At 62.4% G+C, this 15,159-nt stretch carries 16 protein-coding genes and 1 pseudogene; 12 read left to right on the top strand and 5 right to left on the bottom strand.

Annotated features, from left to right (window positions below; genetic code table 11):
- Positions 1 to 43: 43 nt before the first annotated feature.
- Together Q362_RS23040 and Q362_RS0115320 are read right to left on the bottom strand one after the other, a co-directional pair.
- The gene (locus Q362_RS23040) at positions 44 to 208 is read right to left on the bottom strand and encodes a zinc-ribbon domain-containing protein (RefSeq protein WP_084312838.1); all 165 of its coding nucleotides are present in this window, start codon (positions 206 to 208) and stop codon (positions 44 to 46) included.
- 187 nt (positions 209 to 395) lie between these two features.
- Positions 396 to 971 carry a flavodoxin family protein gene (locus Q362_RS0115320; RefSeq protein WP_028319390.1) on the bottom strand — a complete coding sequence of 192 codons (576 nt, stop codon included), beginning with the start codon at positions 969 to 971 and terminating at the stop codon, positions 396 to 398.
- A gap of 374 nt (positions 972 to 1,345) precedes the next feature.
- Here Q362_RS0115320 and Q362_RS0115310 point away from each other — a divergent pair, with 374 nt between their 5' ends.
- From Q362_RS0115310 to Q362_RS23770, 9 genes are all read left to right on the top strand, one after another.
- Positions 1,346 to 1,579, top strand: coding sequence for a hypothetical protein (locus Q362_RS0115310; protein ID WP_028319389.1), 234 nt, complete (start codon positions 1,346 to 1,348; stop codon positions 1,577 to 1,579).
- 72 nt (positions 1,580 to 1,651) lie between these two features.
- Positions 1,652 to 2,491, top strand: coding sequence for an arginase family protein (locus Q362_RS0115305; RefSeq protein ID WP_028319388.1), 840 nt, complete (start codon positions 1,652 to 1,654; stop codon positions 2,489 to 2,491).
- A 264-nt stretch (positions 2,492 to 2,755) separates the two neighbouring features.
- A complete protein-coding gene (gene potA, locus Q362_RS0115300) occupies positions 2,756 to 3,877 on the top strand; it encodes a spermidine/putrescine ABC transporter ATP-binding protein PotA (RefSeq protein ID WP_028319387.1) in 1,122 nt (373 codons plus the stop codon).
- On the top strand, positions 3,867 to 4,721 hold the full coding sequence (locus Q362_RS0115295; RefSeq protein ID WP_028319386.1) for an ABC transporter permease subunit: 855 nt from the start codon (positions 3,867 to 3,869) through the stop codon (positions 4,719 to 4,721). Before potA ends, Q362_RS0115295 begins: the two co-directional genes overlap by 11 nt.
- A complete protein-coding gene (gene potC / locus Q362_RS0115290; RefSeq protein WP_051554380.1) occupies positions 4,718 to 5,485 on the top strand; it encodes a spermidine/putrescine ABC transporter permease PotC in 768 nt (255 codons plus the stop codon). Before Q362_RS0115295 ends, potC begins: the two co-directional genes overlap by 4 nt.
- The gene (locus tag Q362_RS0115285; RefSeq protein ID WP_028319384.1) at positions 5,482 to 6,525 is read left to right on the top strand and encodes an extracellular solute-binding protein; all 1,044 of its coding nucleotides are present in this window, start codon (positions 5,482 to 5,484) and stop codon (positions 6,523 to 6,525) included. Before potC ends, Q362_RS0115285 begins: the two co-directional genes overlap by 4 nt.
- Positions 6,526 to 6,715: 190 nt before the next feature.
- Positions 6,716 to 7,111, top strand: coding sequence for a radical SAM protein (locus Q362_RS24590; protein WP_051554379.1), 396 nt, complete (start codon positions 6,716 to 6,718; stop codon positions 7,109 to 7,111).
- A 17-nt stretch (positions 7,112 to 7,128) separates the two neighbouring features.
- Entirely contained in the window at positions 7,129 to 7,599 is a 471-nt protein-coding gene (locus Q362_RS24585; protein ID WP_051554378.1) for a radical SAM protein, read from the top strand.
- 148 nt (positions 7,600 to 7,747) lie between these two features.
- The gene (locus Q362_RS23770) at positions 7,748 to 10,135 is read left to right on the top strand and encodes a DUF6600 domain-containing protein (RefSeq protein WP_035217007.1); all 2,388 of its coding nucleotides are present in this window, start codon (positions 7,748 to 7,750) and stop codon (positions 10,133 to 10,135) included.
- A 114-nt stretch (positions 10,136 to 10,249) separates the two neighbouring features.
- Here the strand turns inward: Q362_RS23770 and Q362_RS0115270 are convergent, their stop codons facing one another.
- Together Q362_RS0115270 and Q362_RS0115265 are read right to left on the bottom strand one after the other, a co-directional pair.
- The gene (locus Q362_RS0115270; RefSeq protein WP_028319383.1) at positions 10,250 to 11,053 is read right to left on the bottom strand and encodes a sulfite exporter TauE/SafE family protein; all 804 of its coding nucleotides are present in this window, start codon (positions 11,051 to 11,053) and stop codon (positions 10,250 to 10,252) included.
- A gap of 68 nt (positions 11,054 to 11,121) precedes the next feature.
- Positions 11,122 to 11,829 carry a FadR/GntR family transcriptional regulator gene (locus Q362_RS0115265; protein ID WP_157470183.1) on the bottom strand — a complete coding sequence of 236 codons (708 nt, stop codon included), beginning with the start codon at positions 11,827 to 11,829 and terminating at the stop codon, positions 11,122 to 11,124.
- 386 nt (positions 11,830 to 12,215) lie between these two features.
- On the opposite strand from Q362_RS0115265, the gene Q362_RS0115260 reads away from it, so the two are divergent.
- From Q362_RS0115260 to Q362_RS0115245, 3 genes are all read left to right on the top strand, one after another.
- A complete protein-coding gene (locus Q362_RS0115260; protein ID WP_028319381.1) occupies positions 12,216 to 13,625 on the top strand; it encodes a sigma-54-dependent transcriptional regulator in 1,410 nt (469 codons plus the stop codon).
- A 418-nt stretch (positions 13,626 to 14,043) separates the two neighbouring features.
- Positions 14,044 to 14,694: a ShlB/FhaC/HecB family hemolysin secretion/activation protein gene (locus tag Q362_RS0115250; RefSeq protein ID WP_211248512.1), complete on the top strand. Its 651-nt coding sequence runs from the start codon at positions 14,044 to 14,046 to the stop codon at positions 14,692 to 14,694.
- Positions 14,695 to 14,715: 21 nt separating this feature from the next.
- Positions 14,716 to 15,027 carry a hypothetical protein gene (locus tag Q362_RS0115245; protein ID WP_169737440.1) on the top strand — a complete coding sequence of 104 codons (312 nt, stop codon included), beginning with the start codon at positions 14,716 to 14,718 and terminating at the stop codon, positions 15,025 to 15,027.
- Positions 15,028 to 15,030: 3 nt separating this feature from the next.
- Here the strand turns inward: Q362_RS0115245 and Q362_RS24890 are convergent.
- Positions 15,031 to 15,159, bottom strand: a pseudogene (locus tag Q362_RS24890) (IS5/IS1182 family transposase); the annotation flags it as partial.

The raw sequence follows: 15,159 nt of genomic DNA, 5'->3' as shown, positions 1-15,159 counted from the left end.
AATGGCTGCGGTCGGGCTTTCCGCTCGAACAGTCCGGCCTGGCTCACTGGGGGGCGGCCGCATCGGGCGCAGCGGCCGGGCCGCCCGCCTGCTTCTCCACCACAATGATGTGACCGCATTCCTGGCAGGTAAAACGAGCCCGCTCCCCTTTCATTTTGGATTCATCGATGTTGTACTTCTTGGAACACTCTTCGCAAATGACCAGCATCGCCTTCTCCCGGCGCTGAAATCCCCAGTCAGGACAACCGGTGTTGCCCGTGCCCGCCCGCTCGATTGGTATTGTACTGTTATAGGGCGTTCTCGAACGTCGGTCAAATTAATTTTTAACAAATCAAGAAGTTGCCCGGCCAATCCCGCGGCGGGGCAAACGCGGCGCGTCCGTTTGCCGTCCGGCCTCAGCCATGAATCTTTCGCAACAGCCAGGCCATGTTTCTGCCCAGATCGCGCATGGTGGCCACCCCTTCACTGTCCTCGGCCACCTCGCCCTTCTCCCGTCCGAAACCGATGTTCCAGTACGACGAACCGACGACGATCATCTGGCTGATGGTGAAGAAATGGTTGATCGAGTCAAAGGCATGCACGCCGCCGGCCCGGCGCTGGGTGACGATGGCCGCGCCCAGCTTGCGCTTGAACATGTCGCCGTTGGCCCGCGAAGTCATGCCGGCCCGATCGATCAGGGCCTTGGTTTCGGTGGAAATGTCGGCGATATAGGTGGGCGAGGCAATGACGATGGCATCGGCCGCCGCCATCTTCTCGATACAGCCGTTGATGCAATCGCTCTCCACGATGCAGCGGCCATTCTTGTTTTTGAAGCACTGGTAGCAGGCGATGCAGCCGTGGGGATGCTCGCCGGACAACTGCACCATCTCCGTGGTGATGCCCTCCTGTTTGAGCGTCTCGAACAGATAGCCGATCATCATCGCGGTATTGCCGTTTTTGCGGGCACTTCCATTAAAGGCGACAACAAGCATCTCGCACCTCGTTGGTGGTGGTGTCTCGGTGGGCGCCGGGTGGCTGGATCGGGGAAAAGGTCCGGTATGCGCGGCGCAATGGTCTGTTTCCGCATACCGGGTCTCCCTGCAAAAAGCAAGCAAATTGCCGAGGACGCCGCACCCCCGATTTCGTGCAGTTTCCCGCATCGGTGCACGGGGAGAACAGGAGCCATTTTACAGATATTATTATTGATTACCAATTTTTTGTTGACAGAGCGGATGTGGTATATTTCCATCTGCGTGCAACACGGCATGCCCGCCGCGGACGAAACGGTTCCCGGACCGTGGCGGCGGGTGAGCGGGATCAACAGGCCGCCCGCCCGGCGGCACAAACCCAACTTTTAGGGGCACCCATGGCTGACAGAGAGCATGATGAGGAAGATGTCCAGATCGAGGAGTGTTCGATCTGCGGCGGCGACATCATCGTGGACGGTTTTTGCGAGGAAGAAGACATTGTCTACTGCAACGATTGCGAGGCCGAATTCATGATTCGTTCGCTCGAACCTCTTCGCCTCAAGCTGCTGGATGACGATATCGACGCCGATATCGACGAATCTGACGACCGGTATGACGGGGAATACGATTGATCGCGGCAGCCGCATTCCAACAAAGCCGGCCCCTGTCGTTCACATAAATTTTTGCTTGTGAGGTGCTGACGAATGAACTTTCTCAATCTGCCGGCAAAAAAGCTTCCCTACAACCAGGCCAAGGCGATCATCCTGCCTATCCCGTACGGCGGCACCGGCCGCACCCCCGGCATGGACAAGGGACCGGAGGCGGTTCTCCAGGCCTCGCAGATGCTGTCCGCCTACGATGTCGAGACCAATACCGATCTCAACGAACTGGGGCTGCATACCCTGGAGCCCCTGCTCTGCCCGGCGAACCAGCAGGAGGTTCCGGACGAGATCGCCAACCAGAGCAGCCCCCATTTCAAGAAAGGCAAACTGGTCGCCGCCATCGGCGGCAGCCACCTGATCACCGAGGGCCTGGTCCGCGCGGCCCTGGCGCAGGACAACAACCTCAGCGTCCTGCACCTGGCCGCCCACCCCCATCTCATCGATCCGATCACGCCGGACGAACCCGATGTCATGACGCGGGTCGGGGAAAAATGCATGGTGTCCCATGTCGGCATCCGCAGCATGGCCAAGGCCGAAAAGAGCAGGATTCATATCGACAATCTGGTGTTCGCCCGCGACATCTACAACAACGGCCTCAACGCCGCTGCCGACGCCATTGATGTGCTCAGCGAGACGGTGTACCTGGCCGTTCATCTCGATGTCCTCGATCCGGCGTGCATGCCCGCCGTGGCCAAGCCCGAGCCGGGTGGCCTCGACTGGTACACCCTCAACAATCTGATCCGGATGGTGGTCCGGGAGAAAACGGTCATCGGGTTCGACGTCACCGGCCTGGTCCCCCAGAAAAACGGCCTGCATGCCCACCTGCTGGCCGCCAAGCTGGTCTACAAGACCCTGATCTGCTGCCTGCGCGACCGCCGCTGACGTGCCCTGCCAACACGCATCCGGCACCGGTTTGACGGCCGGACCGATGCCGGATGCCGCCTGTCCGTCTCTCCCTGGATCGCTCGCCTCCCCACCGTTATCCCTAAAAAAAGCGCGGCCATCGTCTTTGCAATTGCCGCTTCCGCCCGATTCATTGTAGATAACGGGCAGCGGCGACAGGGGCTGCCGTTGCCGACGATATCAGCGCGCAGTGCCGGTCGTTTGTAGCCGGCTTCATTTCTTTTTTCGAACAAGGTATCCAGGTTGAACAAGGCGGTGGTCACCCTTGCGGGGGTGACGAAACAGTATAACGGGCACCCTGCCCTGGTCGATATTTCGCTGACCGTGGCCGACGGTGAATTTCTCTCCCTGCTCGGCCCCTCGGGCTGCGGCAAAACCACGCTGCTCCGCCTGATCGGCGGCTTCGAGCGCTGCACCAAGGGGAGCGTGCTGATCGACGGTCGGGACACGGACGGGGTGCCGCCGGAGCGCAGGGCGGTGAACACGGTGTTCCAGAACTATGCCCTGTTTCCCCACATGACCGTGTTCGACAACGTGGCCTTCGGCCTGCGCATGGCGAACAGGCCCAGGGACGAAATCGCCGCCGCCGTGAACGGAGCGCTCGATCTGGTGCAACTCCACGGCATGGCCGCACGACGGCCGGCCGAGCTTTCCGGCGGCCAGCAGCAGCGGGTGGCCATTGCCCGGGCCATCGTCAACAAGCCCCGGGTCCTGCTGCTCGACGAACCCCTTTCCGCCCTCGACCACCGGCTGCGCAAGCAGATGCAGAAGGAACTGAAGCAGTTACAGCGTACCCTGGGCATCACCTTCATCCTGGTCACCCACGATCAGGACGAAGCCTTTGCCATGTCCGACCGGGTGGTGGTCATGCAGCAGGGCCGAATCGAACAGATCGGATCGCCCCGGGAGATTTACGAGGAGCCGGTCAACCTCTATGTGGCCCGTTTCGTCGGCGACATCAACGTGCTGGCCGGCGTGATCCGCGAAAAAATCGGGCCGAACCTCTACACGGCCCTGGTCGAGGGCGTGACCGTGCAACTCCGTAGCGACCGGCCGCTGTCCCTCGCCCAACCGGTGCACATCCTGCTCAGGCCCGAGGATTTCCGCCTGGCGGTGGAGGACGCCGCCACGCCGGCCCGCGAACTGCCCGGCACCATCCGCCACGCCGGGCTCAAGGGCACGGTCCGGCGCATTTTCTATCACGGCGCTACCTACGATGTCGAGGTGAGCCTGGAAAACGGTACCCGCATCCAGGTGACCGAATTCTTCGACGAGGACAGCGACACGCTCTCCTGCACACCGGGAGACAGGGTGACGCTCGGCTGGCACGAGGGTTGGGAAGTGGTGTTGCCCCATGAAGAATAATACCCTCTTCCGCCGGTTGCTGATCGGCGCCACCTGGGCCTGGATGGCGCTTCTGGCCCTTGTTCCCTACCTCATGCTGGTCGGGGCCAGCTTCTTCGAGCGCGGCACCGACACCCTGGTCCGGCCCGGCCTTACCTTAAGCAACTATCTCCACCTGCTGTCGCCCACGGTCTTTACCATGGCCGCGGATTCCGTGGCGCTGGCCGCGGTCGCCGCCCTGCTCTGCCTGCTGGTCGGCTATCCCTTCGCCGCCATCCTGGCGCACGCGCCGGCCAGAATACAACCGCTGCTCCTGCTCCTGGTGATGATCCCCTTCTGGACCAATTCCCTGATCCGCACCTATGCCCTGGTCATGCTGCTCAAGGCCGACGGCGTCGTCAACAGCCTGCTGCTGCATGCCGGCCTCATCGCCGAGCCGCTCCGCCTGATGTACACGCCCGTGGCCGTGTTCATCGGCCTGGTGTACACCCTGCTGCCGTTCATGATCCTGCCGCTCTACGCCGCCCTGAAGACCGTCGACCCGCAACTGCTGGAGGCGGGCCGGGATTTGGGCGCCGGCCGGGTCCGGAATTTTCTGCACATCACCGTTCCGCTCACCATGCCCGGCATCATCGCCGGCACCATGCTGGTTTTCCTGCCCGCTCTCGGCATGTTCTACATCGCCGACATCCTCGGCGGCGCCCGCACCATGCTCGTGGGCAACTATATCCGCGACCAGTTCCTGGTCTTCCGCGACATCCCCACGGGTTCGGCGGCCAGCGTCACCATGACGGTGGCCATGGGACTGCTGCTGGTCCTGCACCACCTGGCGCGGCGCCGGTCGGGCAAGGAGATGCTGCCATGAGCCGCTGGCTGCACCGGGGCTATGCCGGCTGCGTGTATGCGTTTTTGTATTTGCCGCTGGTGGTGGTGGCCGTCTTTTCCTTCAACAGCTCCAAATATTCGCTGGCCTGGAAGGGCTTCACCCTGGACTGGTATGTCAGGCTCTGGCAGAACAGCGGGTTGATGACCACGGCGTTCAACTCGCTGCTCATCGCCGCCGCCTCGGCCACCCTGGCCACCCTGCTGGGCACCGTCGCCGCCTTTGTCCTCCACCGCTACCGGTTCCCCGGCCGCCGCACCCTGTTCGGCACCCTGTTCGTGATGATGATGTCGCCGGACATCGTCATCGCCCTGTCCCTGCTGCTGCTGTTTCTCGCCCTGTCCCTGCCGCTCGGTTTCTCCACCCTTCTGCTCGCCCACACCGTGCTGTGCGTGCCCTTCGTGGCGACCACCGTCTTTTCCCGGTTCGTCGGCTTTCCGGACGATCTCGTCGATGCGGCCAGGGACCTGGGCGCGGGCGAATACCAGGTGTTCCGCCATATCGTCCTGCCCCTGGCCTCGCCGGCGGTGGCCGGGGGCTGGCTGCTGAGCTTCACCCTCTCGCTCGACGACGTGATCATCAGCTTCTTCACCACCGGTCCCGATTTCGAGGTGCTGCCGCTGCGCATCTATTCCATGGTCCGCCTCGGCATCAAGCCCGATGTCAACGCCCTGTGCGTGGTGATGATGGCCGTCACGGTCACGGCGCTCGTCCTTTCAAAACATCTGCTCAAGGAGAAAAAATGAAAACGATCCTGCGTGGCTTCCGACTGGCGCTGTTCGCGGTCATGGCCGCTGTTTCCTCGGGAAACGCGGCGGACAAGGTGCTCAATCTCTACATCTGGTCGGAGTACATCCCGGAGCAGGTCCTGGCCGACTTCACCAGGGAAACCGGGATCACCGTCAACATCTCCACCTACGACAGCAACGAGGCGATGTATGCCAAGCTCAAGCTGGTGGGCAAGGGCTACGATCTGGTGGTGCCCTCCTCCGATTATGTCGGCCTGATGCGGCGCCAGGGCATGCTGCTGCCGCTCGACACCAAGAAAATAAGCAATTTCGCCAAGGTCGATCCAAAATTCGTCAACCAGTCCTTTGATCCCGGCAACGCCTATTCCGTGCCCTACATGTGGGGATCGACCGCCCTGGCGGTCAACACCTCGCTGTTGCCGGCCGAAACCGTGCAGAAAACGGCGGATCTGTGGAAACCGGAGCTGAAAGGCCGGCTGCTCTTGCCCAACGATCCCCGCGAGGTGATGGGCATCGGCCTGAAAACGCTCGGCTATTCCATCAACGAGAAGGACCCGGAACATCTGCGCCAGGCTTACGAGAAACTGCGCACCCTGATGCCGCTCGTGCGGGTGTTCGATTCCGATTCACCCAAGCAGGCGCTTCTGTCCGGCGAGGTGGCCGTGGGCCTGGTGTGGAACGGCGAGGCCTACACCGCCAACAACGAGAACAGGGCGATTCGGTACGTGTACCCGCCGGAGGGGTTCAGCCTCTGGGTGGACAGCTTCTGCATTCCCCGCGGCGCGGCCAACATAGAATCCGCCTACCGGTTTATCGATTACATCCTGCAACCCAAGGTCTCGGCGGCCATCAGCGAATCCATGGGCTATTCCTCGCCCATCGCCGGGGTTTCGGAGTTCCTGCCCGAAGCCATGCGCGCCAATCCCATCGTCAATCCGTCCGCCCAAGACACGGCCCGGGGCGAGTTCCTCGACAGCCTGGACGAATCCACGCTCAAGCTCTACGAGCAGTACTGGATAAAGCTGAAAACAAAATAAGATCGGCGTGTTGCAAACAACAAAAGCCGTTGGCCCCGCACAGGGCGAACGGCTTTTGTTGTTTTGTCGATTGCCGCTCAGTTCCGGCCGGTGAAAAAGGAAGATGTGCTTTTTGCGGATGCTGCGGTACAGTGGCCGCAGTTGTACCGCAACCATGCGCCCGCCTCAGTTCCACGTGCAGTCATAGATCATGTCATCCGTCCTCGTGCCAGCATCCGTCCGCTCCTTCTCCCTGCGCTCCTGCAATCTGTGCCGCCGGCAATGCGGCGTCGACCGCACAGCCGGCGGCACCGGTTTCTGCCGGACCGATGCCGGACTGAACATCGCCGCCATCACCCCGCACCGGGGCGAGGAGCCGGCAATCAGCGGTCCGCTGGGTATCTGCAACGTGTTTTTCGGCCACTGCAACCTGCGCTGCCGTTTCTGCCAGAACCATCAGATTTCCGCAAACGAGCAGGTCATCTCCGGGACCGCCGGAACGCCGGCGCAGGCGGCGGACGCCATTGCCGCCATTCTGGGCACCGGCGTGGCTTTCGGCCGACCGTCGTCTACAACAGCAACGGCTACGATTCGGTATCGACTTTAAGGGCTCTGGAGGAGTGGGTGGATGTCTACCTGCCGGATTGCAAGTACAGCGATCCCGGGCTGGCACGCACACTGTCCGGAGCCGCCGATTATCCGGAGGTCGCCACGGCCGCCCTTGCGGAAATGTACCGCCAGAAAGGCAACGTGCTCCATCTCGACGACGACGGCCTGGCGGTGCGCGGCCTGATCGTCCGCCATCTGGTCCTGCCCGGCGCGGTGACGAACAGCCTGCATGTGCTCCGGTTTCTGGCGCGCGAGCTTTCGCCACGCCTCACCGTGTCGCTGATGGCCCAGTACCGGCCCACGGCCGCCGTGGCCGATCTTCCCCCGTTCAACCGGCGTCTTCTGCCCGGGGAATACGACCGGGTGGTCGCCGAGCTGGACCGGCTCGGCTTCAGCAACGGTTGGTTGCAGGATGCCGACAGCGCCGAATGCTACACCCCGGATTTCAGCAGCGTCACCCCTTTTGCCGATGACGCCACCGGCTGAACCGGAGGCATCCAACCTTTTTGCCGGGCGCCGCATCGCCGCCCATTGCGTTCCCCGGCACAAATCTTTACAGTACTGCCTACTCTGGTACTGCCCACCGACCGGATAGCCCCACGCGCATCGCGGTACCGTCACCGAGGATACGACCATGCCCACGACCGGACGTCTGTTCATCTTCATGCTGTTCCTCTTTCTGGCTCCGCTGTCTGCAGATACCAGGGCCGCGGCCGACGACGGGCAGGACGGCATTCTTGTCGGCCGAATCGCCCACGTCGAAGGCAAACTCCTGCGCTATGTCGCCGAGGACGAGGACTGGGTGGCGACGGTCCAGGACGCCCCTTTCGGCCTCGAGGACGCCCTCTACGCGGGGGACGGCACCAGGGCGGAATGCATCCTGCCGAACAAGACCTGGATCAGGATCGGCGGCAACACCCAGATTCAGATGATTTCCCTCGATCCCGAGGCCACCACCGTGGACGTGGCCTCCGGCCTGGTCCGGATGTACAACAACAACCGGGATGTCGTCATCAAGGTGACCACCCCGTTCGGGTACGTGGTGGCGCCGGAAGGCGCGGTGTTCGACCTCTATGTCGGCGACGATTCCCTGGAGGTGATCCCCGTGCGCGGCAGTGTCGATTTCGTCCACGGGGCCACGGGAACCCGGTACGAGGTCCGGGAGGGCGAGGCCTCGCTGATCGCCGACGGGCGCGATACCGCCCGCGGCAACAGCACGGTCGATGCGGCCTGGGACGACTGGAACGGCCAGCGCGACAGTCTCTGGGCCACGCGGTTGCGCGCCCACCGGCAGGGGGCCGAATATCTGCCCGCTCCCCTCCAAGACGAAGCCTATGCCCTGGAAGAGAACGGCCGCTGGGAGCGCGTCTATTACGAAGGCGATTACCGTTCCATGTGGCTGCCGACCACGGTCGATCCGGGATGGCGGCCGTTCACCGCGGGCCGCTGGACGGTCTATTACGGCGACAACTGCTGGATTCCGGCCGAGCCGTTCGGCTATGTCACCCATCATTACGGGTCGTGGGTCTGGGTCGACTCGTTCAGGAGATGGTACTGGTTGCCGCCGGTGGCGCGGGTCGTCCGCGACACCCCCGGCTTTTCCCTCGGTTTCAACTGGTATCCGGGCAGGGTCGGCTGGATTCACAGCGGGCCCTCGGTCGGCTGGATCCCCCTGGCGCCGGACGAGGACTATTACTGCCACCGGCCGTGGGGTCGGCGCGTGGTGGTGGTCAACCAGGCCGCGGTGGTCAATCTCAATATCAACCGGTACCGCTACCTCGACCGCGCGGTCGTCATTTCGCGGGATCATCTGTACCGCGGCAGCCGCTACACGCCCTATGTCCAGCGAATCGGCAGGGGGGACCTCGTCAGCAAGTACAAACCGGTCACGGTGATCGACAACACCGTCATCCGCACCTACGATACCGACAGGCGCCGGTTTGCCTTCAACGACGCCAAGGTCGAACGCAAACCGCATGCCGCCGTTCTCGGCCGGATCAACGACAATCAGCGGTTCATCCGGAATGCCGGCCGCATCGATCGGCAACAGATCCGGCAGGATCTCGACAGGATTCCCATGGGGACGAGGCCAACGGCGACAGCCGCCCGGACCCCCGTGGTGAGCAGCAAATTGGTGGATGCCAACAAAATGACTCGACCGAGTGAGGCTGTTTCGTTCGGCACAAGGGAAATGAAACCCAAGGAACGGCAGCGGCAGCTCATGTTCGGCACCGAACAGGCGGCCGGGTCGCGCGGCGGCGGCGAGGGAATCCAAGCCCGGCCGGCCGGCGGCTCGGATGAGTTCCGGCGGATGCGTGCCGCCAAGGATGCGCGCGACCGGATGATGCAACGGACTGAAGCAGCCGTCCCCTCACCCGCGGCATCGCAGCCGTTTTCCAACCGGCAACCCACCCTCAAGGATCGGGAGGCGATGGCCCCGGCCAGTCGTGGCCCGACCGCCCAGGGAAGCGAACAGCGGACCAGGTCGCCCCTGGAAATGCAGCCCGGACAAAGACCCGGCCCGTTTTCCCGACAGCCCGACCAGCCACGTGCCCAGGAGGTCATCCGGCAACGCCAGGAAGACCAGCAACGGGCACAGCAGCAGGAAATGCAACGCCGTCAGCAGGAGGCCAGCCAACAGTGGCAGCAGCAGGATTTCCGACAACGCCGGGAAGACCAGCAACAACAGCAGCAGGAAATGCAACGCCGTCAACAGGAGGCCAGCCAACAGCGGCAGGATTTCCGACAGCGCCAGGAGGGTCAGCAACGGGCGCAGCAGCAGGAAATGCAACGCCGTCAGCAGGAGGCCAGCCAGCAGCGGCAGCAGCAGGATTTCCGACAACGCCGGGAAGACCAGCAACGGGCGCAGCAGCAGGAAATGCAACGCCGTCAGCAGGAAGCCAGCCAACAGCGGCAGGATTTCCGACAGCGCCAGGAGGGTCAGCAACAACAGCAGCAGGGCCGGAAGTGGCGGAAGCCGCAGGAGGAACAGGCTCAGGGCGTCCCTGGCCAACGCCAATGACGGGTGCGCAATGATCAGACACCGGCGCGCCACCGCCGCCGTTCCCGCAGACTCACCACCGGCACTGTCCGACCGCCGGCATACCGCCCTCCCGTTGTCGAGGGGGGCGGTATCTCAGAACAGCAATCCCCAGGCCATTCTGGTGGCCACCGCATAAAGAAAGAGGGCGAAGATGCGTTTGAGCTTGTCCACCGGCAGGGCATGGGCCAGCCTCACGCCGAAGGGTGCCGTCAGCATGCTGGCGCAGACGATGCCGACCAGGGCGGGCAGATACACGTAGCCGACGCTGTAGGCCGGCAGGCCGACGCCGCCCAGGTTGTTGACGATGTAGCCGACCGCACCGGCGATGGCGATGGGAAAACCGATGGCCGCCGAGGTGCCGATGGCCCGGTGGGCCGGAACGTTGCACCAGATCATGAAGGGGACTGAAAGCGAACCGCCGCCGATACCGACCAGGGCGGAAATCACGCCGATGGTCGACCCCATGCCGAACATGCCGGCCGTTTCGGGCAGGTCGCGCGAGGCCTTGGGTTTCCTGTTGAGCAGCATCTGGGTGGCGACCGCGTACAGAAACAGGCAAAAGAAGCCTTTCAGGAAACCGGTGGACAAGCGGGAGGCGACAAATGTCCCCGCGAAGGTGCCGAGCAGGATGCCGGGGACGATCCGCCTGACAATGGACCATTCCACCGCTCCCCGCTTGTGGTGGGACATGAAGCTGGAAATCGAGGTGAACATGATGCTGGCGAGCGAGGTGCCCAGGGCCAGATGCATGATCTGGTCGGGCTGAATACCCTGCTTGACAAAACAGAACACCAGCATCGGCACGATCACCACCCCGCCGCCGACGCCCAAAAGGCCGGCCAACACTCCGGCGATCAAGCCCACGACCAGATACATCACGATAATTTCCACAGACATACGGTTCCCCTTCACTCACCCGGAGGTGCTTGTTTTTTCTCTCCGGACGGATCGCGCCGCCCGGTTCTTCATTCCGGTTCCTGCTGTTGTTCGCCGAAGATGTGCTGTTCGATCTCGGCGATATGGTCCCGCATGGCCAGGCGGGCTGTTTCGGTGTCCCGCGCCTCCAGGGCGTCGATGATCCGCAGATGCCCTTCCACCGAGGCGAGACGGCGTTCGCTGCTTTGCAGCCAGATCGACCGGCTTTCGTTCACGATCGACTGAATGGTGGCCATGACCTTGCTGAGCACCCGATTGCCGGCGCTTTCGGCCAAGAGCTGATGAAATTCGGCATCGAATCCGTCGGCGTCGCGCCCCGCCGTCAACGCCCGCTGCTGGTCGCAGACCACTATTTTCAACCGGTCGAGGGCCTCCGGCGTAATCCGCCGGGCCGCCAGGGCGGTCAGTTGCGGCTCGACGATCCGGCGGAATTCGACGATTTCATGCAACAAACCGCTCTGTTCGCTGATGGCGTCGGCGATGGCGTCACTGGTCAGGGGCGTCTCGATGGCCGTCAGCAGGTAGGTGCCGTCCCCCTGCCTGCTCTCGATGATGCCCCGCTCCGCCAGGGCCTGAAAGGCCTGGCGCAGACTGTTGCGGGACACCCCGAACATTTCCGCCAACTTGCGCTCGGGCGGCAGCCTGTTGCCGGGCACCAGTTCACCGGTACGGATCATTGCGCTGATCCGCTCGATCAGTACGGTGTAGGTGTATTTTTTTTCCTCTTTCGAGATCACCGGCGTCAAGGCTCCCTTTTTTTCAATTGGTTGAACCAATAACGCGACAGGCCCCACCTGTCAATCGTTTTACTTGCCGAGAGAGAAATTGGTTCCCTGTCTTTTCAGACCAATACAGGCGTCGACCGGAAAAGTTCGGCACAACGTGCCCTCCTCTGCACCTTCAACCATCAAACCGCACCGGGACGGCACCTTCGTGCCCGGGATGTTCGGGGTGGCACGCATGCGCGGGCTCCATAATTTCCTGGCAGGGTATGTTTCCGTTGTGATAGGATAATTTTTCTGATACTCCGTCTCGATGCGACGCTCCCCCTCCCGTGTGACCGGCAGGGTTCGCCGGCGCGCGCCATGCAATCCACGACAATGAACGCGAATCATTTCCAATTGTGGCCCATATCCTTGTAGTTGACGACGATACCATGCTGGCCGAAATGCTGATGAGGTATTTCGAACGGGCCGGCCACCGGGCGACCTCGGCCACGACCCTGTCGCTTGGTGTCGAGAAAGCGCGCAACGACGCCTTTGACGTCATCTTTCTCGACGTGCAGATGCCCGACGGCAACGGACTCGAGGTTTTTCCCCTCTTTGCCTCCGTCCCTTCGCGCCCGGAAATCATCATCATGACCGGTTCGGGCGACCCCAACGGCGCCAGGCATGCCATCCAGTCAGGAGCTTGGAGCTACCTGGAAAAACCACTTGTTCTGCGCGACCTCCTGCTGCCGCTGACCAGGGCGTTGCAGTACAGGGAGGAAAAACAAAAAATCAGCAAGATGCCGGTTGCGCTCAAGCGCGATGCCATCATCGGCAAAAGCGCCGCCATGACCCAGTGCCTGGATATCCTCGCCCGGGCGGCGGCGAGCGAGGCCAATGTCCTCATCACCGGCGAAACCGGAACCGGCAAGGAGGTGTTCGCCCGGGCCGTCCATGACAATTCCAGCCGTTCCGCGCAGCCGTTTGTGGTTGTCGATTGTGCCTCCCTGCCCGAAACGCTGATCGAAAGCACCCTGTTCGGCCATGTCCGGGGCGCCTTCACCGGTGCCGACCGGGCGGCGGCGGGGTTGATCAAGATGGCGGACGGCGGCACCCTGTTTCTCGACGAGGTCGGCGAATTGCCGGAACGCATCCAGAAGACATTTCTGCGGGTTCTCCAGGAACGCCGCTTCCGTCCGGTCGGGGCGGCTCTGGAGGATCACAGCGACTTCAGGGTGGTGGCCGCCACCAACCGCGATCTTGACTGCTATGTGCACCAGGGGCGGTTTCGGACGGACCTGCTCTACCGGCTCCGTTCCCTCACCCTGCACCTGCCGCCTCTGCGGGAAAGAAAGGAGGACATCCGCGTTCTGGTCCGGCATTTCCTCGCCCGCCTGTGCGACCGGGCGCACGTCGGTTCCAAGGGCATCGCCGACGAACTCTTTGATCACCTGATGGCCTACCAGTGGCCGGGAAACGTCCGCGAGCTGCAGCAGACCATGGAACAGGTGTTCGCCAACGGCTTTCATCACCCCACCCTCTTCGCCTTTCATCTCCCCGATCATATCCGGGTGAACAAGACCCTGGAGCACATCAGGAGCGAACCGGCCGTCGCCCGGAACCATGCCGTCGCCCAGGCCGGCTTCCCCCTTCCCTCCTGGAAAACGTTCAAGGCCCGGCAGGAGTTCGAGTATCTGCGGCAGCTCGTCACCGCGACCAACGGCGACATCGGCGCCATGGGCCGGATCTCCGGCCTCTCCCGCGCCCGGCTCTACCAGTTGCTCAACCTGCACGGCATCGGCCCTTGCCGCCCGAAGAACACCTGACCGCCATCCCTGCCTCGATCATTCGTCGCGTCTGAAAAACAAGACCGATCTGAATCCAGGAAATGGGATCGGCCATTTTCATCCATCCCGCCCCCCCCTTCCTGCCCTGCATTTTTTTATTCAGATAACACATTGAATCATCCGTTCTTTCATATACAATTCATTCAGATCGTTCTTGATATATTTCACGCCGATGGGCTCGTGCGGCAAGCATGGCCGAATGATTTTGAGGAAATGGTGTGGTCCTGCCCGATCCAATCCGCCGTAAGGCGTTTTTTTTCTGTTCATTTCCGTCGATGAAGCAACGGATCCTTTCAAGGGAGACGCGCAAAAAAAGGATGCGTGCATGAGCCTCCCTTGGCGCCCCGACGGCACAACGCGTCTCGCCGTTCTCGCCTTGCTCCTGATACCGCCATTCATGCCCTCTGCCTCCGCCGCTCCTCCCAACAGCGGCACGGTCATGGAAGGGGCGAAGCCGCTGGCGGAGCAGGAAGGGGGGGAAACCGTGCTCGATGTCGAGGAGCGACAACCGGAAAAACCGGCGGAGGCCGGCCGGCGCGCGATCCTGGTCAAGGGTTTTCGTCTCGGCGGCGAACCGCCCCTGCCGGAAAATGACCTGTTGCGGCTGGTGAACGGCGAGATCGGCCGGGAGCTGACCCCAGGCCGGCTGGACGAGTTGGCGGACGAACTTGGCAAATATATGCAGCAAAAAGGCTACCTGGCCGCTTCAGCCCGTATCTCGGCGAAGAAAAGCGAAGACGGCGTCGTCGAGATCGTTGTCCTGCCCGGCAGGTACGGAAAGATTGAAATCCGGAATCACAGCCATATCGGCAGCTATCGGATCGAGGCCATGCTGTTCGCCGTGAAGCCCGGCATGATCGTGACCAACGATGCGCTGATGCGGGCACTTCGCCTCATCAGCGACCTGAGCGGTGCCGACATCAACGCCCGCCTGAAAAAAGGGGAAGAGGCGGGCGCCGGCGACCTTTTCCTGGAAATCGCCGACGACACCAAGGCGGGAGTCCAGCTCTACACCGACAACTGGGGCAACCACTATACCGGTCGGTGAGAGTACGGCTCGCAGATGCTCGTGAACAATTTCAGCGGCAACGGCGACACGATCAACCTCGGCGGCTCAACCACCGGCCAGGGTGTCAACACGTATGCCGTCGGCTACGGCATCCCCCTCGGGTATGACGGGATCAAAGCCGAAATCAGACATTTCCATGCCGATTATTCCGTGGGCAAGGAATTGAGCTTCCTTGGGGCCAGAGGACGGGCGGACGCCACCGGCGCCGCCGTGAGCTATCCCTTCCTCCGGGGGGCGGGGGCCAGTTTCTACGGTGCGCTGGGCTACGACGTCAAGCACATGCACGACGACACCGACTCCGCCTGGAGTTAGTGATTATCTATAAATAACTATGACCTTGTTCAGGACAATCATGGCGGCTGCCAATGTGTTGAGTGCAATGTACGAGAGATCTGTCTTCTCGTATCGTGGTATCAATTTGCGAAACCGGTTGAACCATGAATG

The organism is Desulfobulbus elongatus DSM 2908 (genome assembly GCF_000621145.1).
Classification (GTDB): Bacteria; Desulfobacterota; Desulfobulbia; order Desulfobulbales; family Desulfobulbaceae; genus Desulfobulbus; species Desulfobulbus elongatus.
This window is presented reverse-complemented; position numbering and strand designations above follow the sequence as displayed.